This window comes from Streptococcus pseudopneumoniae IS7493 (assembly GCF_000221985.1).
Lineage (GTDB): Bacteria > Bacillota > Bacilli > Lactobacillales > Streptococcaceae > Streptococcus > Streptococcus pseudopneumoniae.
In genome coordinates, this window is sequence record NC_015875.1 from 853,481 (window position 1) to 872,299 (window position 18,819).

Consider the following 18,819-nt stretch of genomic DNA (forward strand, 5'->3'; position numbering starts at 1 on the left):
CCACAAACTGTAGTATTTCAACAATATCGAAAAAGACGATTTCCGTTTGGAAATCGTCTTCTCACTATTTCAATAGTTCATACTCAAATAATTTACTTTCAAGTTCATTTTCGTAGTATTCAGCTAACCTTGTTTTAAGTTCTTTTAGTTTAGTGTTAACTTTTTCATTGTTGAATATCTTTTTATCATTACCATCTTTGTATGATGTATTTATGTCCAATTCAATTTGATAAGTACCATAATTGTATTTTGGATTATATTCTTGAGTATTTTTAGCTAGTTCAAGTAATTCATCGAAGACACCTAGCAACATTAAGTCAGTTCTATCAAGTTTTCCATATTTTTCTTGTTGGACCAATTCTTTACGAACTAGAGAGTTCTCATCTAGGCACATTTCGTTATTATAAAACTTTCCATCAGAACCATCAAAGCTCAAACAATGGTTTTTTTGAGAGATACAAGTCCATAATGTAGCTTTTCTAAGAAAATCTGTATCCTCTGTATACAAATCCCCTTTATCAGCAGTTGTATAGTAAACATCCCTTTCATACCAGTTTTTTTGAGGGTATTGCTTGGCAACAAACAAAGCAGTTTGCTCTGCGTAATTATTTGTTCTAACTTGACTACCTCGTCCATGATAAATAGCAATTCTAGTCATTCTTATGTCCTGCGGAGTAGTACCAAAACCACTGGCTTCTATAACCGCTAAAATATTGTCATTATAAACAGGTTTTCCATAGCTTTTTAATGGCACTTCTTTACCATCGTAGCCAGTAGCAATTTTAGATAACACATCTGTTTTTAACTTTTTAGAATAGTATTCTCCTAGCGTTTTGTATACTTTTTTTATAGTGACATGCTTCACATCTTTAAGAATAGCATCCTCAGGTACATCAATGACTGTCGCTCCTTTCCCAGTTCCCCATTTTTTATTATCTCTCCATATTTCTTTAGCAGTTACAGTAATACTTTCAGTTTCGTTATCTTGATCGTTTTTCCAAAGTGCTACCAAAACGGAACTTTCTTGTGCTTTAAAGTTCCCTCTGTTTGCTAGAAAACCATCAATAAAGATTTTTTGCATCAGACCAACTGATTTCCAATACTTAACAGGAGCAAATAAAATATAATAGTCGTTTTCATCTCTCATAAAGTATTTTTCAAAAGACCAAACGAATTGATTTAGCAAATCTTTTGCATGGTTACTATCACCAACAAATTCATCGGACATCAATTTCCTTATATGGCTAGATTTATCTATCGATTTAACATTTCCTTCTTGAGCACGAGCTAATTCGCTAGAATAAGGGGGATTTTCAAAACCAATAATCGCAACATTTTTGTCATCTATGACTTCTTGTAATGTATTATGTTTTCCATCTGTTTCCATTGGAATTGATAAAAACTCTTGTGCTAAGGCATCCCCACCTGTTACTAAGTTTCCCTTGTTTGCTTGTACCATTGAAAGTGGTGGTATGATAGCTCGTACCTTCCCAATATATTTGTTATACAAAACAAGCCATTCTTTTATTTCATAAGTATTCAAGATAACATGGCTTAACTCTTCTTCAGTTAAATAGTACTCTAATGCTCCTGTACCAGCACATCTATCTAAAATAACATAGTCCATACCTTTAGGAAGACTGCTAATAGCTTGACGAACAAGTTTAGTTGCTTCTTTAACATAAGGTAATGGTGTATAAAAGGCTCCTAAATCTTTTCTATTTGCAGGGTCATTTAATGCGTCCATCACGGTGTCAAAATCGCTTTCGTCTCCACACCAAGGTAAGATATAGTTTTCGACTATTGAATTAGATGGTTGTTTGAGCATCTCAAACATTTGAGATTTTGTTGTTGTTTTATCGTGGCGGTATATGTAGTTAGCCCACCCTAAAATGTTTGGAAAATCAATTTCAAACTTTTGATACTTGTCTATTTGGAATAATTCACGCAATTCACGATTTTTAGGGCTATTTGGTTGAAAAACATCAAATTCAATTACTTTTTCAGGATTAGTAGCATCTTTTAAAGTCTTCTGATTGACATTTTTTGATGCACTATTTGTATAATTTTGTAAAATTTCTAAACGATATTGAGTTGCATCATAAACACTAGCACGATTTTTATTAATATCAACTAAAACGATTTTGCTTGGTATAGGAATACCACCTTTAATTCTTAATTTAGACAGATAGTGGATAGCTTGAACAAGCACAGCATTAAGATCAGCAATGCTATTTTTAAATTCAAACAGAGCTCCGTTAATGATACCATCAGTATTTTCGATTAAAATATCTTTTTCATCAAAACCGAAATTTCTCCAGAAAAATAAATTGTCAGCTCTTTCATTTCCAGATTGCCAACTTCTATCAATAGCTAGAGGTGTCATTTTACACCTCCAACAATCAGCTCATGGAGTTGATAAATAACAGAAAAGACTTCCTCACAAAAATGTGAAAAAGCCTGTTTTAGTGCTTGACAAAAAACACGTCCGATTACATAATCAGCGTGAGCTGTGAGCTGTGAGCTGTGAGCTGTGAGCTGTGAGCTGTGAGCTGTGAGCTGTGAGCTGTGAGCTGTGAGCTGTGAGCTGTGAGCTGTGAGCTGTGAGCTGTGAGCTGTGAGCTGTGATTGCGTTCATACCAATCATTCCTTTACTTTTTGATAGTTTTATTATATCAAAATTTCAAAACTTTGCATATCTTCTTTTTTTGATGAACAGTCAGCTGGATTATAAAGGCTATCAAAAAGATGTTCTGAAATTGCTTAGAGAGGGAAACTATGGATAAGAAAATTTTATTTGAATATCTTAATACTGAACTATCCAAGGAGAATATTGACCTTTCCTGAAATGGCTGTGAAATATGGTATAATAGAAGAATGGCAAACAAGAATACAAGTAAAACAAGACGGAGATCGTCTAAAGCAGAACTCGAAAGAAAAGAAGCGATTCAACGAATGTTGATTTCGTTGGGAATCGCGATTTTATTGATTTTCGCAGCTTTCAAATTAGGGGCTGCAGGTATAACCCTTTACAATTTAATTCGCTTGTTGGTGGGTAGCCTAGCCTATTTGGCAATATTTGGTATCCTGCTCTATCTCTTCTTCTTCAAGTGGATACGAAAACAGGAAGGGATCTTATCTGGCTTTTTCACCATATTTGCAGGTTTGCTCCTGATTTTTGAGGCCTACTTGGTTTGGAAATATGGTTTGGACAAGTCCGTTCTAAAAGGGACCATGGCTCAGGTTGTGACGGATTTAACTGGTTTTCGAACGACCAGTTTTGCTGGAGGTGGCTTGATTGGTGTTGGCCTTTATGTGCCAATCGCCTTTCTCTTCTCAAATATTGGTACTTATTTTATTGGTTCTATCTTGATTTTAGTGGGTACTCTCCTAGTCAGTCCTTGGTCTGTTTATGATATTGCTGAATTTTTCAGTAGAGGCTTTGCCAAATGGAGGGAAGGACATGAGCGTCGAAAAGAGGAACGCTTTGTCAAACAAGAAGAAAAAGCTCGCCAAAAGGCTGAGAAAGAGGCTAGATTAGAACAAGAAGCGGCTGAAAAAGCCTTACTCGATTTGCCTCCTGTTGATATGGAAACGGGTGAAATTCTGACAGCAGGTGTTGTACTTGACGCTCCACCTTTTCCAGAAGAAGAGTGGGTGGAACCAGAAATCATCCTGTCTCAAGCTGAACTTGAATTCGCTGAACAGGAAGATGGCTCAGATGATGAAGATGTTCAGGTCGATTTTTCAGCCAAAGAAGCCCTTGAATACAAACTTCCAAGTTTACAACTCTTTGCACCAGATAAACCCAAAGACCAGTCTAAAGAGAAGAAAATCGTTCGGGAAAATATCAAAATTCTAGAAGAAACCTTTGCTAGCTTTGGTATCAAGGTAACGGTTGAACGGGCTGAAATTGGGCCATCAGTGACCAAGTATGAAGTCAAGCCAGCAGTGGGAGTACGGGTCAACCGAATTTCCAATCTAGCAGATGATCTCGCTCTAGCCTTGGCAGCCAAGGATGTCCGAATCGAAGCACCAATTCCTGGGAAATCTTTAGTGGGAATTGAGGTACCAAACTCTGAGATTGCGACAGTTTCTTTCCGAGAACTATGGGAACAATCGCAAACGAAAGCAGAAAATCTCTTGGAAATTCCTCTAGGAAAGGCGGTTAATGGCACTGCAAGAGCTTTTGACCTTTCCAAAATGCCCCACTTGCTAGTTGCAGGTTCAACGGGTTCTGGGAAGTCAGTAGCTGTTAACGGCATTATCGCTAGCATCCTCATGAAGGCGAGACCTGACCAAGTTAAATTTATGATGGTCGATCCCAAGATGGTTGAATTGTCTGTTTACAATGATATTCCCCACCTCTTGATTCCAGTCGTGACCAATCCACGTAAGGCCAGCAAGGCTTTGAAAAAGGTCGTGGATGAGATGGAAAATCGTTATGAACTCTTTGCCAAGGTGGGAGTTCGGAATATTGCAGGCTTTAATGCCAAGGTAGAAGAGTTCAATGCCCAGTCTGAGTACAAGCAGGTTCCGCTACCGCTCATTGTCGTGATTGTGGATGAGTTGGCTGACCTCATGATGGTTGCCAGCAAGGAAGTGGAAGACGCTATCATTCGTCTCGGACAGAAGGCACGTGCTGCCGGTATCCACATGATTCTTGCAACCCAGCGTCCATCCGTTGATGTCATATCTGGTTTGATCAAGGCCAATGTCCCATCTCGTGTCGCATTTGCGGTTTCATCAGGGACAGACTCCCGTACTATCTTGGATGAGAATGGAGCAGAAAAACTGCTTGGTCGAGGAGACATGCTCTTTAAACCGATTGATGAAAATCATCCAGTTCGTCTTCAAGGCTCCTTTATCTCGGATGACGATGTCGAACGTATCGTAAACTTTATCAAGGCTCAGGCAGATGCGGACTACGATGAGAGTTTTGATCCAGGTGAAGTTTCTGAAAATGAAGGTGAATTTTCAGATGGTGAATCTGGTGGAGATCCGCTTTTTGAAGAAGCCAAAGCTTTAGTCATCGAGACGCAGAAAGCCAGCGCATCTATGATTCAGCGTCGTTTATCAGTTGGATTTAACCGTGCGACCCGCCTCATGGAAGAACTTGAGATGGCAGGTGTCATCGGTCCAGCTGAAGGTACCAAACCAAGAAAAGTATTGCAGCAATAAAAAATAGCTTCTTTCCAAATTTGGAAGGAAGCTATTTTAGTGATTATTGATTAGTTTTATTTTCCGAAGTTGGTGTATTATTGGACTGTTTTTCATTTTCAGTGGCAGGTTTACTTGGAGTAGAAGTAGAAGAATCCTGAGTTGCTGCTTTCTGCTCTTCTTTTTTCTCTTCCTTGACGCTGGATTTTGGCGTTTCTTCTTGTTGTGTTTTTTCTTGAGAAGTCTTATTTTCCTTATTGGGACTAGTATTTTCCTGAGGGGATTCCTTTTGAATTTCTTTGACAATTGTTGTCGTCTGGCTTGTTGTAGGTTCCTTTTTAGTATTTTTGTTATTATCCAAGGCGTTCATAATCGTGATACTTGCGGTAATCAAGCCAAGGATACTAGCGATTGTAGCAACGGTTTTTTGAAAGACTGTAAAGCCTTTTTTGATGTGTTCTGTTTTTGGTTTTGAAGTTCTACGATAATTAGACATACATTCTCTCCTTTGATTAAAATTTATTATACCGCATTTCTTTAAAAAAATCTTAAAAAAAGAGGAATTGCCCTTTCTTGTCGCAGGCTCCGTTTCATGATACAATAGAAGGAGTGATTTTAGAAAGCGTGAGAAAACATGATTTACTTTGATAATTCGGCGACGACCAAGCCCTATCCTGAAGCCCTTGAAACCTATATACAGGTGGCTTCAAAAATTTTAGGAAATCCATCTAGTCTCCATCGTTTGGGAGACCAAGCAACACGAATTTTAGATGCTTCCCGTCAGCAAATTGCAGATTTGATTGGCAAGAAAAGTGATGAAATCTTCTTTACTTCTGGTGGGACAGAAGGTGATAACTGGGTTATCAAGGGTGTGGCCTTTGAAAAAGCCCAGTTTGGCAAGCACATCATCGTATCATCCATTGAACATCCGGCAGTCAAAGAGTCAGCCCTCTGGTTGAAAAGTCAAGGTTTTGAAGTGGATTTTGCTCCAGTTGATAACAAAGGATTTGTGGATGTTGAAGCGTTAGCAGATTTGATACGACCGGATACGACCCTTGTTTCCATCATGGCAGTTAACAATGAAATTGGCTCTATTCAGCCTATTGAGGCTATTTCAAAACTATTGGCAGACAAGCCGACTATTTCCTTCCACGTTGATGCGGTTCAGGCGCTTGCCAAGATTCCGACTGAAAAGTATCTGACAGAACGAGTGGATTTCGCGACTTTCTCTGGTCACAAGTTCCACGGAGTTCGTGGTGTTGGTTTTGTCTATATCAAGTCTGGTAAGAAAATTACGCCTCTGTTGACAGGTGGTGGTCAGGAACGTGATTACCGTTCGACAACTGAAAATGTGGCAGGGATTGCTGCGACAGCCAAGGCTCTCCGTTTGTCTATGGAAAAGCTAGATATCTTCACTAGCAAGACTGGCCAGATGAAGGCAGTGATTCGTCAAGCACTTCTGGACTATTCGGATATATTTGTCTTTTCAGATGAGGAAGACTTTGCCCCTCATATCCTGACTTTTGGAATCAAGGGTGTTCGTGGAGAAGTCATTGTTCACGCCTTTGAAGACTATGATATTTTTATCTCAACGACCTCGGCTTGTTCGTCCAAGGCAGGAAAACCTGCAGGCACCTTGATTGCCATGGGAGTGGATAAAGATAAGGCCCATTCAGCTGTGCGTCTTAGTCTAGACCTTGAAAATGATATGAGTCAGGTCGAGCAGTTTTTGACCAAGTTAAAATTGATTTACAATCAAACTAGAAAAGTAAGATAGGAGCATTCATGCAATATTCAGAAATTATGATTCGCTACGGTGAGCTGTCAACCAAGGGCAAAAACCGTATGCGTTTCATCAATAAACTTCGTAATAATATTTCAGACGTTTTGTCTATCTATCCCCAAGTTAAGGTAACAGCAGATCGCGACCGTGCCCATGCATACCTCAATGGAGCAGATTACACAGCAGTAGCAGAATCGCTCAAACAAGTTTTTGGAATTCAAAACTTTTCCCCTGTTTATAAGGTTGAAAAATCTGTAGAAGTTCTGAAGTCTGCTGTCCAAGAGATTATGCAGGACATCTACAAGGATGGTATGACCTTTAAAATTTCTAGCAAGCGTAGCGACCACAACTTTGAGTTGGATAGTCGTCAACTCAATCAAACACTTGGAGGAGCTGTTTTCGAAGCCATTCCAAATGTGCAAGCTCGAATGAAAAGTCCTGACATCAATCTTCAGGTGGAAATCCGTGAAGAAGCAGCCTATCTTTCTTATGAAACTATTCGTGGGGCTGGTGGTTTGCCAGTTGGAACTTCAGGTAAAGGCATGCTCATGCTGTCAGGAGGGATCGACTCACCTGTAGCAGGTTATCTAGCGCTTAAGCGTGGGGTAGATATTGAAGCAGTTCACTTTGCCAGTCCACCTTACACCAGTCCTGGAGCCCTTAAAAAAGCCCAAGATTTGACTCGTAAATTGACCAAGTTTGGGGGAAATATCCAGTTTATCGAGGTGCCTTTCACAGAGATTCAAGAGGAAATCAAGGCCAAGGCGCCAGAAGCCTATCTCATGACCTTGACTCGTCGCTTTATGATGCGGATTACCGACCGTATTCGTGAGGTACGAAATGGTTTGGTTATTATCAATGGGGAAAGTCTTGGTCAAGTAGCTAGCCAGACCTTGGAAAGCATGCAGGCTATTAACGCTGTGACCAACACTCCCATCATTCGTCCTGTGGTTACCATGGACAAGTTGGAAATCATTGACATCGCCCAGGAAATCGATACCTTTGACATTTCTATCCAGCCTTTTGAGGACTGCTGTACGATTTTTGCGCCAGATCGTCCAAAGACTAATCCTAAGATTAAGAATGCAGAGCAGTATGAAGCACGTATGGATGTTGAAGGTTTAGTTGAGCGAGCAGTGGCTGGAATTATGATTACTGAGATCACACCGCAGGCTGAAAAAGATGAAGTCGATGACTTGATTGACAATCTGCTCTAATCAGAAAATCCAAAAGAATTTAGAAAATTAAATGAAAAAGTTAGTTTTTAATCCAAAAATGGAAGAAAAACTGACTTTTTTTCTTAAACTGTGATATAATAAGAATAAATTTTGAATATAGAGAGTTTTCTGACAATGAATCAATCCTACTTTTATCTAAAAATGAAAGAACACAAACTCAAGGTTCCTTATACAGGTAAGGAGCGCCGTGTGCGTGTTCTTCTGCCTAAAGATTATGAGAAAGACACGAATCGTTCCTATCCTGTTGTTTACTTTCATGACGGGCAAAATGTTTTTTATAGCAAGGAGTCTTTCATTGGTCATTCATGGAAGATTATCCCAGCTATTAAGCGTAATCCTGATATCAGTCGCATGATTGTCGTTGCTATTGACAATGATGGTATGGGGCGGATGAATGAGTATGCGGCTTGGAAGTTCCAAGAATCTCCTATCCCAGGGCAGCAGTTTGGCGGTAAGGGTGTGGAGTATGCCGAGTTTGTCATGGAGGTAGTCAAACCTTTTATCGATGAGACCTACCGTACCAAAGCTGATCGCCAACATACGGCTATGATTGGTTCCTCACTAGGAGGAAATATTACCCAATTTATCGGTTTGGAATACCAAGACCAAATTGGTTGTCTAGGAGTCTTTTCATCTGCTAACTGGCTCCACCAAGAAGCCTTTAACCGCTATATCGAGCGCCAGAAACTGTCGCCTGACCAGCGTATCTTCATCTATGTAGGAACGGAAGAAGCGGATGATACAGACAAGACCTTGATGGCTGGCAATATCAAACAAGCCTATATCGACTCATCGCTTCGTTATTACCATGATTTGATAGCAGGGGGAGTACACTTGGGCAATCTTGTTTTGAAAGTTCAGTCTGGTGCCATCCATAGTGAAATCCCTTGGTCGGAGAATTTACCAGACTGTCTGAGATTTTTTGCAGAAAACTGGTAAAGTAAGAAAGGAGAAAATATGCATATTGAAAACCTTAGCCACTGGAGTGGCAATCTTAACCGTGAAATGTACCTTAATCGTTATGGTCATGCTGGGATTCCAGTTGTGGTCTTTGCTTCATCAGGTGGTAGTCACAATGAATACTATGATTTTGGCATGATTGATGCCTGTGCTTCCTTTATCGAGGAAGGTCGTGTTCAGTTCTTTACCCTATCCAGTGTAGACAGTGAGAGCTGGTTGGCCACTTGGAAAAACGGTCACGACCAAGCGGAAATGCACCGTGCCTACGAACGTTATGTGATTGAGGAGGCCATTCCTTTTATCAAGCACAAGACAGGTTGGTTTGATGGCATGATGACGACAGGTTGCTCTATGGGAGCCTACCATGCACTCAATTTCTTCCTTCAGCATCCAGATGTCTTTACCAAAGTGATCGCTCTTAGTGGTGTTTACGACGCACGTTTCTTTGTCGGCGATTACTACAATGACGATGCTATTTACCAAAACTCGCCAGTAGATTATATCTGGAACCAGAACGACGGCTGGTTTATTGATCGTTATCGTCAGGCAGAGATTGTGTTGTGTACGGGTCTCGGTGCCTGGGAACAAGATGGCTTGCCATCCTTCTACAAGCTTAAAGAAGCCTTTGACCAGAAACAAATTCCAGTCTGGTTTGCTGAATGGGGACACGATGTCGCCCACGACTGGGAATGGTGGCGCAAACAAATGCCTTATTTCCTCGGCAATCTCTATTTATAAAAGGAGTGACCTATGAATTACCTTGTTATTTCTCCCTACTATCCACAAAACTTTCAACAGTTTACGATTGAACTAGCTAACAAAGGAATCAACGTCTTGGGGATTGGCCAAGAACCTTATGAGCAATTGGATGAGCCCTTGCGCAATAGCCTGACCGAATATTTCCGTGTTGATAATCTTGAAAATATAGATGAAGTCAAACGTGCAGTTGCTTTCCTTTTCTATAAACATGGCCCGATTGACCGCATCGAATCCCATAATGAATACTGGCTTGAGTTAGATGCAAGTCTTCGTGAGCAATTCAATGTTTTTGGTGCCAAACCAGAGGATCTCAAAAAGACGAAATTTAAGTCTGAAATGAAGAAGCTTTTCAAAAAAGCAGGTGTTCCTGTAGTACCTGGAGCTGTTATCAAAACGGAAGCAGATGTTGATCAAGCAGTGAAAGAAATTGGTCTTCCAATGATTGCCAAACCTGATAATGGAGTGGGAGCAGCCGCAACCTTTAAACTTGAGACAGAAGACGATATCAATCACTTCAAGCAAGAATGGGACCATTCGACCGTTTATTTCTTTGAAAAATTTGTCTCTTCCAGCGAAATTTGCACCTTTGATGGTCTTGTGGACAAGGATGGTAAAATTGTCTTCTCAACAACCTTTGATTACGCCTATACACCGCTTGATCTCATGATTTACAAGATGGACAATTCTTATTACGTTCTCAAGGATATGGATCCTAAATTACGTAAATATGGTGAGGCAATTGTCAAGGAATTTGGCATGAAAGAACGTTTCTTCCATATCGAATTCTTCCGCGAAGGAGACGATTATATCGCCATTGAGTACAATAACCGTCCTGCAGGTGGTTTCACCATTGATGTTTATAACTTTGCTCACTCTTTGGATCTCTATCGTGGATATGCTGCTATTGTAGCAGGAGAAGAGTTCCCAGCGTCAGACTTTGAAGCTCAGTATTGTTTGGCTACTTCTCGCCGTGCAAATGCTCACTATGTCTATTCTGAGGAGGACTTGCTTGCCAAATATAGCCAGCAGTTCAAGGTTAAAAAAATCATGCCAGCTGCCTTTGCGGAACTTCAAGGAGATTACCTTTATATGCTGACAACCCCGAGTCGACAAGAAATGGATCAGATGATTGCAGATTTCGGACAACGTCAGGCTTAAGGGACTATAGGGTTAAGGAAAATGACTTTCTTAATCCTTTTGTTTTGTCTGATAAAAAATAAGAGCATCCTAACAAGGTAGCTATCATAAAACTTGTTCGATAACTATTTGAAGCAGGATTAGGTGGTCAGAAATTGAATTTTAATATTTCAATTGAGTCATAGTATTATGTTTTTGTATCCTTAAATCAGCTAAAAGGATCCATGACGACACCTATATGATATAGTTTTCAAGATACCAAACAAGTCTATTAAAATATTCAGGTGACGCATAGATATAGTTAATTGAAGCTTTGTTTGAAATCTGATAAAATAATGATATTACTAAGTTTTAAAACTAAAGAAAAGGGAAGTTATGATTACAGGCGAATTAAAAAATAAAATCGATCAGTTGTGGGAAATTCTTTGGACAGAAGGAAACGCAAATCCTTTAACAAATATTGAACAGTTGACTTATCTCTTATTTATGAAAGATTTGGATAGTGTCGAGCTTGGACGTGAAAGTGATGCTGAATTTCTAGGGATTCCTTATGAGGGAGTTTTTCCAAAAGATAAACCTGAATACCGTTGGTCAACTTTTAAAAATATAGGAGATGCTCAGGAAGTTTATCGTTTAATGACTCAGGAGATTTTTCCTTTTATTAAAAATCTCAAGGGAGACACAGATGATACAGCCTTTTCACGCTATATGCGAGAGGCTATTTTCCAAATAAATAAACCAGCTACGCTTCAAAAGGCAATCTCTATCTTAGATGCTTTTCCCACTAGGGGATTAGATGTAGAGTTTGATAACGATAAACAAAGTATTACTGATATCGGAGACATCTATGAATATCTGTTATCAAAATTGTCAACCGCAGGTAAAAATGGACAGTTCCGTACGCCTCGTCACATCATCGATATGATGGTTGAGTTGATGCAACCGACTATCAAAGATATTATCTCAGATCCCGCTATGGGGTCTGCGGGCTTCTTAGTATCTGCTAGCCGTTACCTAAAACGTAAGAAAGATGAATGGGAAACCAATACAGATAATATCAATCATTTTCATAATCAGATGTTTCATGGAAATGATACGGATACGACTATGCTGAGACTTGGGGCGATGAACATGATGCTACATGGAGTAGAAAATCCACAAATCAGTTACCTTGACTCGCTGTCTCAAGATAATGAAGAAGCCGATAAATATACTTTGGTTTTAGCAAATCCTCCTTTTAAGGGCTCACTTGACTACAATTCAACCTCTAATGACCTTCTTGCAACCGTAAAAACCAAAAAAACAGAATTACTCTTTCTTTCTCTTTTCTTGCGAACTTTAAAACCAGGTGGACGAGCAGCAGTTATCGTACCTGATGGTGTCCTTTTTGGTTCGTCTAAAGCTCATAAAGGAATTCGTCAGGAAATTGTAGAGAATCATAAGCTTGATGCTGTAATCTCAATGCCTAGTGGTGTGTTCAAGCCTTATGCTGGAGTTTCAACTGCCATTCTCATCTTTACAAAAACTGGTAATGGTGGTACTGACAAAGTCTGGTTTTACGATATGAAAGCGGATGGTTTAAGTTTGGATGATAAGCGACAACCGATTAGCGACAATGATATTCCAGATATTATCGAACGCTTTCATCATCTTGAAAAAGAAGCAGAACGTCAGAGAACGGATCAATCTTTCTTTGTTCCAGTTGATGAGATAAAGGAAAATGATTATGATTTGTCTATCAATAAATATAAAGAGATTGAGTATGAAAAAGTTGAGTATGAACCAACAGAGGTCATCTTAAAGAAAATCAATGATTTAGAAAAAGAAATTCAAGCTGGCTTGGCTGAATTAGAAAAATTACTCAAGTAGGGAGGTGGCTGTATGAAAAAAGTGAAGTTGGGGGAAGTCTTATCTCTAAAAAAAGGCAAGAAAGCCACTGTACTTGCTGAACAAACAACTCTAAGCCAACGTTATATTCAAATAGATGATTTAAGAAATAATAATAATTTAAAATTCACTGAAAGTTTAAATATGACTGAAGCACTCCCAGATGATATTCTGATAGCATGGGATGGTGCTAATGCAGGAACAATTGGTTGTGGGTTATCGGGAGCTGTTGGTAGTACAATTACGGTCTTAAAAAAGAATGAGCGATACAAAGAAAAAATTATATCAGATTACTTGGGAGTCTTTTTGGAAAGTAAATCGCAGTATTTACGAGATCATTCAACAGGGGCAACAATTCCTCATTTAAACAAGAATATATTACTTGATTTACAATTAGAATTGCTAGGTATCGAGGAACAAGAGAACATTATCTGTATTCTTAATACGATTAAAAGGCTTATTACTAAAAGAAAATTGCAGTTAGATGAACTAAACTTGCTCGTGGCAATCCAAAAATCTCTGGAAGAACTTGAAATTTTGAAGAAATCTCTGATGCAGGAGTATTTTGGCTGATATTCTGCCATTGTAATTACGGTAATGATTTGTTATAATACAACAAAGGAGGAAATCAGATGGTAGTAAAAACAAGAAAACAAGGAAATTCAATCACCATTACGATTCCAAGTGAATTTAATATTCCAAGTGGTGTAAAATACGAAGCGAAATTGTTACCAAGTGGTGAGATTATCTTTACTCCTGAAGAATTGGGGCAGCAGGTTTCTTATGTATCTGATGATGCCTTTGACTTAAATTTAGATAAAATATTTGACGAATACGACGATGTTTTCAAAGCTTTGGTGGAAAAATGACAATCTATCTGACAGAAAAGCAAATTGAAAAAATAAATGCTTTAGCAATTCAACGGTATTCTCCAAATGAGAAAATTCAAACAGTTAGTCCTTCTGCCTTAAATATGATTGTGAACTTACCAGAACAATTTGTCTTTGGGAAGCCTCTTTATCCAACAATTTTTGATAAAGCAACGATACTATTTGTCCAATTGATAAAGAAGCATGTTTTTGCCAATGCTAATAAACGAACTGCTTTCTTCGTTTTGGTCAAATTTTTACAATTAAATGGCTATCGTTTTTCTGTAACGGTTGAAGAAGCGGTAAATATGTGTGTAACTATCGCAGTAGAATCCTTAACAGATGAAAAAATGATAAGCTACTCCAAATGGGTTTCTGAACATTCTGTTAGAGAAAAGGTCAAAAAGTAACCTAGTATGCTGGATTTGAATGAGCACAAGAAAATAAATGAACAGACAATATTAGAATTCTGTAATGCAGAAACTGATATTGTCTCTTTTTATTGATGAATAAGAAAGTGAGAAATTATGGAATCAAAAGTTACAATTATCATGCAAGAAATGTTACCTCTTTTAAATAATGAACAATTACTAGTGTTGAGAGAGAGTTTAGAACATCATCTAGTAGACGGAAAAAAGCAGCAGAAGTATTCGAATAATAACCTGTTGCAACTCTTTATCACTGCCAAACAGGTAGAGGGCTGTAGCTCAAAAACAATTCGTTATTACCAGAGGACGATTGAAAACTTGTTTAATGCTATTAAAGAGTCTGTGACACAACTCACAACAGATGATTTAAGGAGTTATTTAGCAAATTACCAGTCTGAAAAGGATTGTAGTAAGGCGAATTTAGACAATATTAGGCGTATATTGTCTTCTTTTTTTGCTTGGCTTGAGCAAGAGGAATATATCATTAAAAATCCCATTCGACGGATAAAGAAAATTAAGACTGAGCAAAATGTGAAGGAAACTTATACTGATGAACATTTGGAAATTATGCGCGATAACTGTGAAAATTTGAGAGATTTGGCAATAATAGACCTACTAGCATCGACAGGTATGCGTGTAGGGGAGCTTGTACAGTTGAATCGTTCAGATATTGATTTTGAAAACAGAGAGTGTGTTGTCTTTGGTAAAGGAAAGAAGGAGAGACCAGTATATTTTGACGCTCGGACGAAAATTCATTTAAGAAACTATCTTAACGACAGAAAAGATAGTCACCCTGCTCTTTTTGTAACGTTAGTTGGAAAAGTCCAGAGGCTTGGAATTGCTGGTGTAGAGATTCGCTTAAGAAAGTTAGGAGACAAACTCGGTATACAAAAGGTTCACCCACATAAGTTCAGAAGAACTTTAGCGACTAAGGCAATTGATAAAGGTATGCCTATCGAGCAAGTCCAAAAACTGCTAGGTCATAGCAAGATTGACACAACCCTGGCCTATGCCATGGTCAATCAAAATAATGTCAAGCATTCACACCAAAAATTCATCTCTTAAAAGGCTTGTGAGATAGCTATAAAAGTGTGGAGAAATAGCTTGAAATTTAGTATAATATAGCTAAACTATTTGTTTAAAGTGAGAAAAAAATGGGAAATTTTAGCTTTCTTTTAAAAAATGACGAATATGAATCTTTTTCAAAACCTTGCATTGAAGCTGAGAATATGATTGCTACATCAACTGTGGCTACTGCCTTTATGGCGCGTCGTGCTTTAGAGCAGGCTGTCCATTGGATATATAGTCACGATTCATATTTAGAAGCTCCCTATCGTGCTACTCTATCTTCTTTAGTATGGGATGATGATTTTAGGGATATCGTAGATTCTGAACTCCACAAGCAGATAGTTCTGTTGATTCGGTGGGGAAACCATGCTGCTCATGGTGGTGAAATTAAGGAACGAGAAGCGATTTTAGCTTTGCATCATTTGTATCAGTTTGTTAATTTTATCGATTATTGTTACAGCAATGAGTTTGTGGAGCGTTATTTTGATGAGAAGTGCTTACCACTTTCAGCAAACATCAAATACCGAGAAACTCCACAATCTATGATAAAGTTACAAGACAGTTTACCAGAACTGCCTGATTTTCATGAACAGATGGCTGCTCAGTCCGTAGAAGTTCAAGAGACTTATACTGAAAAACGTGAGACTGCAGCGCAACGGCAAGATGTACCTTTCCATATTGATCAATTATCTGAGGCAGAGACAAGAAAACTCTTTATTGATATCGATCTCCGTCTAGCAGGATGGATATTTGAAGAAAACTGTCGTGTTGAGATAGCTGTTGATGGTCTGAAGCACGGTTCAGGAATTGGTTACTGTGACTATGTACTTTATGGTAAAAATGGGAAAATTTTAGCGATTGTAGAGGCTAAAAAAGCCTCTGTCAATCCAGAAGTAGGGGAAGTACAGGTCAAAGAATATGCTGAAGCTCTGGAGAAACATATCGGCTATCAGCCAATTTGCTTTATTACAAATGGGTTGAAGCACTATATACTTGATGGTCCGAACCGACGCCAGATTGCAGGCTTTTACTCTCAAGAAGAATTGCAATTAGTGATGGATAGACGTCATCTTCAAAAACCACTTGAGGATATTTCTAGTAAAATTAGAGACGATATTTCCGGGCGTCACTACCAAAAACATGCGATTGCAAGCGTTTGTGAAGCTTTCTCTAATCATCGTAGACAGGCACTTTTGGTTATGGCAACTGGGGCTGGGAAAACTCGTACAGCAGTTTCTCTAGTTGATACCTTATCACGTCATAACTGGGTAAAAAACGTTCTCTTCTTAGCCGATAGAACTTCCTTGGTTAAGCAAGCCTATGATTCGTTTAGAAAATTACTCCCAGATCTTTCCGTTTGTAACTTCTTAGAAGATAAAGAAGGAGCTCAATCAAGTCGTATGGTCTTTTCAACTTATCCGACTATGATTGGAGCGATTAGTGGTCAAGAAGAAGTAAATCAACGCCCTTTCACTGTTGGGCATTTTGACCTTATCATAATTGACGAATCTCACCGTTCTATTTATCAGAAATACAAGTCCATTTTTGATTATTTTGATGCAAGGATTGTAGGCTTAACCGCTACTCCGCGTCAAGATTTAGATAAAAACACCTATGGATTCTTTAATTTGGAGAATGGGGTTCCAACATATGCATATGATTTGGAAGAAGCTGTTAAAGACGGATATTTAGTAGCCTATCATTCTATCGAAACCAAACTGAAACTACCTACGGATGGTCTACATTATGATGATTTGTCCGAAGAAGAAAAGGAACATTTTGATAGCAAATTTGAAGACGATAGCTGTGAAAAAGATATTGATGGGAGTGTGTTTAATTCTTTTATTTTCAATAAAAGTACAGTAGAAATTGTTTTAAATGAACTCATGACAAGAGGAATTCAGACAGCCTCGGGTGATGAAATTGGTAAAACTATTATTTTTGCTAAAAATCATGACCATGCGGAATATATCAGAGGTATTTTTAACAACCGCTATCCTGAAAAAGGGAGCGACTATGCTCAGGTGATTGATTATAGTATTAAGCATTATCAGACCTTGATTGATGATTTTAAAATTAAGGAGAAGTATCCTCAAATTGCGATTTCTGTCGATATGTTAGATACAGGTATTGATGTACCAGAAGTTGTTAATTTAGTCTTCTTCAAGAAAGTACGCTCTAAAACTAAGTTTTGGCAGATGATTGGTCGAGGAACCCGTCTATGTAAAGATTTATTTGGACCTGAGCAGGATAAGGAAAACTTCTTGGTATTTGATTATGGGGACAATTTTGATTATTTTCGTGCAGATCCAAGAGATGGAGAGGGTCGTCACATTGTTTCGTTGACTCAGCGTTTATTTAATATCAAAGTGGACTTGATTCGAGAACTTCAGGGACTCCAATACCAAGAAGATCAGTTTGCGAGAGCATACCGTCAGGAGCTTGTCTCAGAACTTCAAGGTCGTATAGAGAGCTTAAATGAGTTGGACTTCAGGGTTCGTATGGTTTTAGATACAGTTTATAGCTATAGGAAATTGGAAAGTTGGCAGAATCTAACTGCTGTTACAAGTGAAACCATTCAAAACAATCTCTCTCCGCTTCTATTTGATGAAGATAAAGAAGATGAGATGGCGAGGAGATTTGATTTGTGGTTGCTTCATATTCAGTTGGGGCAACTGACAGCTAAATCTTCCACTGTCCATATTTCCCAAGTGATGAAGACGGCTCGAGCTCTTTCTGCCATTGGCAATATCCCGCAGGTTTTTGAGCAGGCTGAAATTATCAGGAAAGTACAGGAGCCTGAATTTTGGAAAGAAGTTAGCTTGTCTGATTTGGAAAAAATTCGTCTTGCTATTCGAGATTTATTACAGTTTTTGGATAAAACAGACCGTAAACCCTACTATGTTAACTTTGAAGACCGTATACTCTCCACTGTTCACGAGACCACAGCATTTTTACAGGTCAACGATCTTCGGTCTTACAATGAAAAAGTTGAGCATTACTTGAAAACTCATCTGGATGAAGAGTCCATTTCTAAGCTATACCATAATGAAAAGTTGACATCTGATGATGTGCTTGCACTTGAAAAATTGCTCTGGGAAAAATTAGGTAGCAAATCAGACTACCAACATCATTATGAAAATAAGGCAATTCCGAGATTGGTGCGTGAGATTATTGGCTTAGATAGAGAGTCTGCCAATCGTATTTTTTCTAAATTTTTGTCGGATGAGAATCTTAATGCTAGGCAGATTTCATTTGTGAAATTGATTGTAGACTACATTGTAGAAAATGGTTGCTTAGAGATGAAAGTGTTAACGCAAGAGCCGTTTAAATCTCATGGATCTGTTCAGCTACTCTTTCAACACCAACTACCAGTACTTCGTAATATTGTTCAAACCATTGAACTTATCAATAATCGAGCTGGAGAAGTGGCTTAAATTCTAAAGTGATTGCCATGCTGAGACTCATTTAAAATTAAAAATAGTAGAAATTTATGTTATATATGAGAAGTTTTATTAGGAAGAATGTCA

The 18,819-nt window shown here is 38.5% G+C and carries 13 protein-coding genes and 1 pseudogene; 12 read left to right on the forward strand and 2 right to left on the reverse strand.

The genetic code is table 11. The features are described 5' to 3' along the window. Window positions 1–64 precede the first annotated feature (64 nt). The gene (locus SPPN_RS04405; RefSeq protein WP_000188013.1) at window positions 65–2,386 is read right to left on the reverse strand and encodes a hypothetical protein; all 2,322 of its coding nucleotides are present in this window, start codon (window positions 2,384–2,386) and stop codon (window positions 65–67) included. A 491-nt stretch (window positions 2,387–2,877) separates the two neighbouring features. Here SPPN_RS04405 and SPPN_RS04410 point away from each other — a divergent pair, with 491 nt between their 5' ends. Further along, entirely contained in the window at window positions 2,878–5,181 is a 2,304-nt protein-coding gene (locus SPPN_RS04410) for a DNA translocase FtsK (RefSeq protein WP_080564663.1), read from the forward strand. Window positions 5,182–5,224: 43 nt separating this feature from the next. Here SPPN_RS04410 and SPPN_RS04415 read toward each other — a convergent pair whose 3' ends face one another. Further along, complete coding sequence (locus SPPN_RS04415) at window positions 5,225–5,656, reverse strand: DUF6556 family protein (RefSeq protein ID WP_000073942.1); 432 nt, start codon at window positions 5,654–5,656, stop codon at window positions 5,225–5,227. Window positions 5,657–5,794: 138 nt separating this feature from the next. On the opposite strand from SPPN_RS04415, the gene SPPN_RS04420 reads away from it, so the two are divergent. From SPPN_RS04420 to SPPN_RS04470, 11 genes and pseudogenes are all read left to right on the forward strand, one after another. Further along, window positions 5,795–6,937 carry a cysteine desulfurase family protein gene (locus SPPN_RS04420; RefSeq protein WP_000638900.1) on the forward strand — a complete coding sequence of 381 codons (1,143 nt, stop codon included), beginning with the start codon at window positions 5,795–5,797 and terminating at the stop codon, window positions 6,935–6,937. A gap of 8 nt (window positions 6,938–6,945) precedes the next feature. Next, window positions 6,946–8,160 (forward strand): tRNA uracil 4-sulfurtransferase ThiI, encoded by a 1,215-nt coding sequence (gene thiI / locus SPPN_RS04425; protein WP_001200060.1) that lies wholly within the window; start codon window positions 6,946–6,948, stop codon window positions 8,158–8,160. Between the two features lie 135 nt (window positions 8,161–8,295). Beyond that, window positions 8,296–9,120, forward strand: a complete 825-nt coding sequence (locus SPPN_RS04430) for an alpha/beta hydrolase (RefSeq protein WP_001076726.1) — start codon at window positions 8,296–8,298, stop codon at window positions 9,118–9,120. Between the two features lie 18 nt (window positions 9,121–9,138). Further along, a complete protein-coding gene (locus tag SPPN_RS04435) occupies window positions 9,139–9,879 on the forward strand; it encodes an esterase family protein (RefSeq protein WP_000546814.1) in 741 nt (246 codons plus the stop codon). A 12-nt stretch (window positions 9,880–9,891) separates the two neighbouring features. Continuing rightward, on the forward strand, window positions 9,892–11,058 hold the full coding sequence (locus tag SPPN_RS04440; protein ID WP_001108597.1) for an ATP-grasp domain-containing protein: 1,167 nt from the start codon (window positions 9,892–9,894) through the stop codon (window positions 11,056–11,058). A gap of 354 nt (window positions 11,059–11,412) precedes the next feature. Further along, complete coding sequence (locus SPPN_RS04445) at window positions 11,413–12,906, forward strand: type I restriction-modification system subunit M (protein ID WP_000627741.1); 1,494 nt, start codon at window positions 11,413–11,415, stop codon at window positions 12,904–12,906. A gap of 12 nt (window positions 12,907–12,918) precedes the next feature. Continuing rightward, window positions 12,919–13,428: pseudogene (locus tag SPPN_RS04450) on the forward strand (restriction endonuclease subunit S); the annotation flags it as partial. 128 nt (window positions 13,429–13,556) lie between these two features. Then, window positions 13,557–13,793: an AbrB/MazE/SpoVT family DNA-binding domain-containing protein gene (locus SPPN_RS04455; protein WP_000260605.1), complete on the forward strand. Its 237-nt coding sequence runs from the start codon at window positions 13,557–13,559 to the stop codon at window positions 13,791–13,793. Further along, a complete protein-coding gene (locus SPPN_RS04460; protein ID WP_000158360.1) occupies window positions 13,790–14,203 on the forward strand; it encodes a type II toxin-antitoxin system death-on-curing family toxin in 414 nt (137 codons plus the stop codon). The genes SPPN_RS04455 and SPPN_RS04460 overlap by 4 nt, the downstream gene beginning before the upstream one ends. A 117-nt stretch (window positions 14,204–14,320) precedes the next feature. Next, window positions 14,321–15,286 carry a site-specific tyrosine recombinase/integron integrase gene (xerA, locus tag SPPN_RS04465; protein WP_000444460.1) on the forward strand — a complete coding sequence of 322 codons (966 nt, stop codon included), beginning with the start codon at window positions 14,321–14,323 and terminating at the stop codon, window positions 15,284–15,286. Window positions 15,287–15,375: 89 nt separating this feature from the next. Next, a complete protein-coding gene (locus SPPN_RS04470; protein ID WP_000526330.1) occupies window positions 15,376–18,726 on the forward strand; it encodes a DEAD/DEAH box helicase family protein in 3,351 nt (1,116 codons plus the stop codon). Window positions 18,727–18,819: the final 93 nt, after the last annotated feature.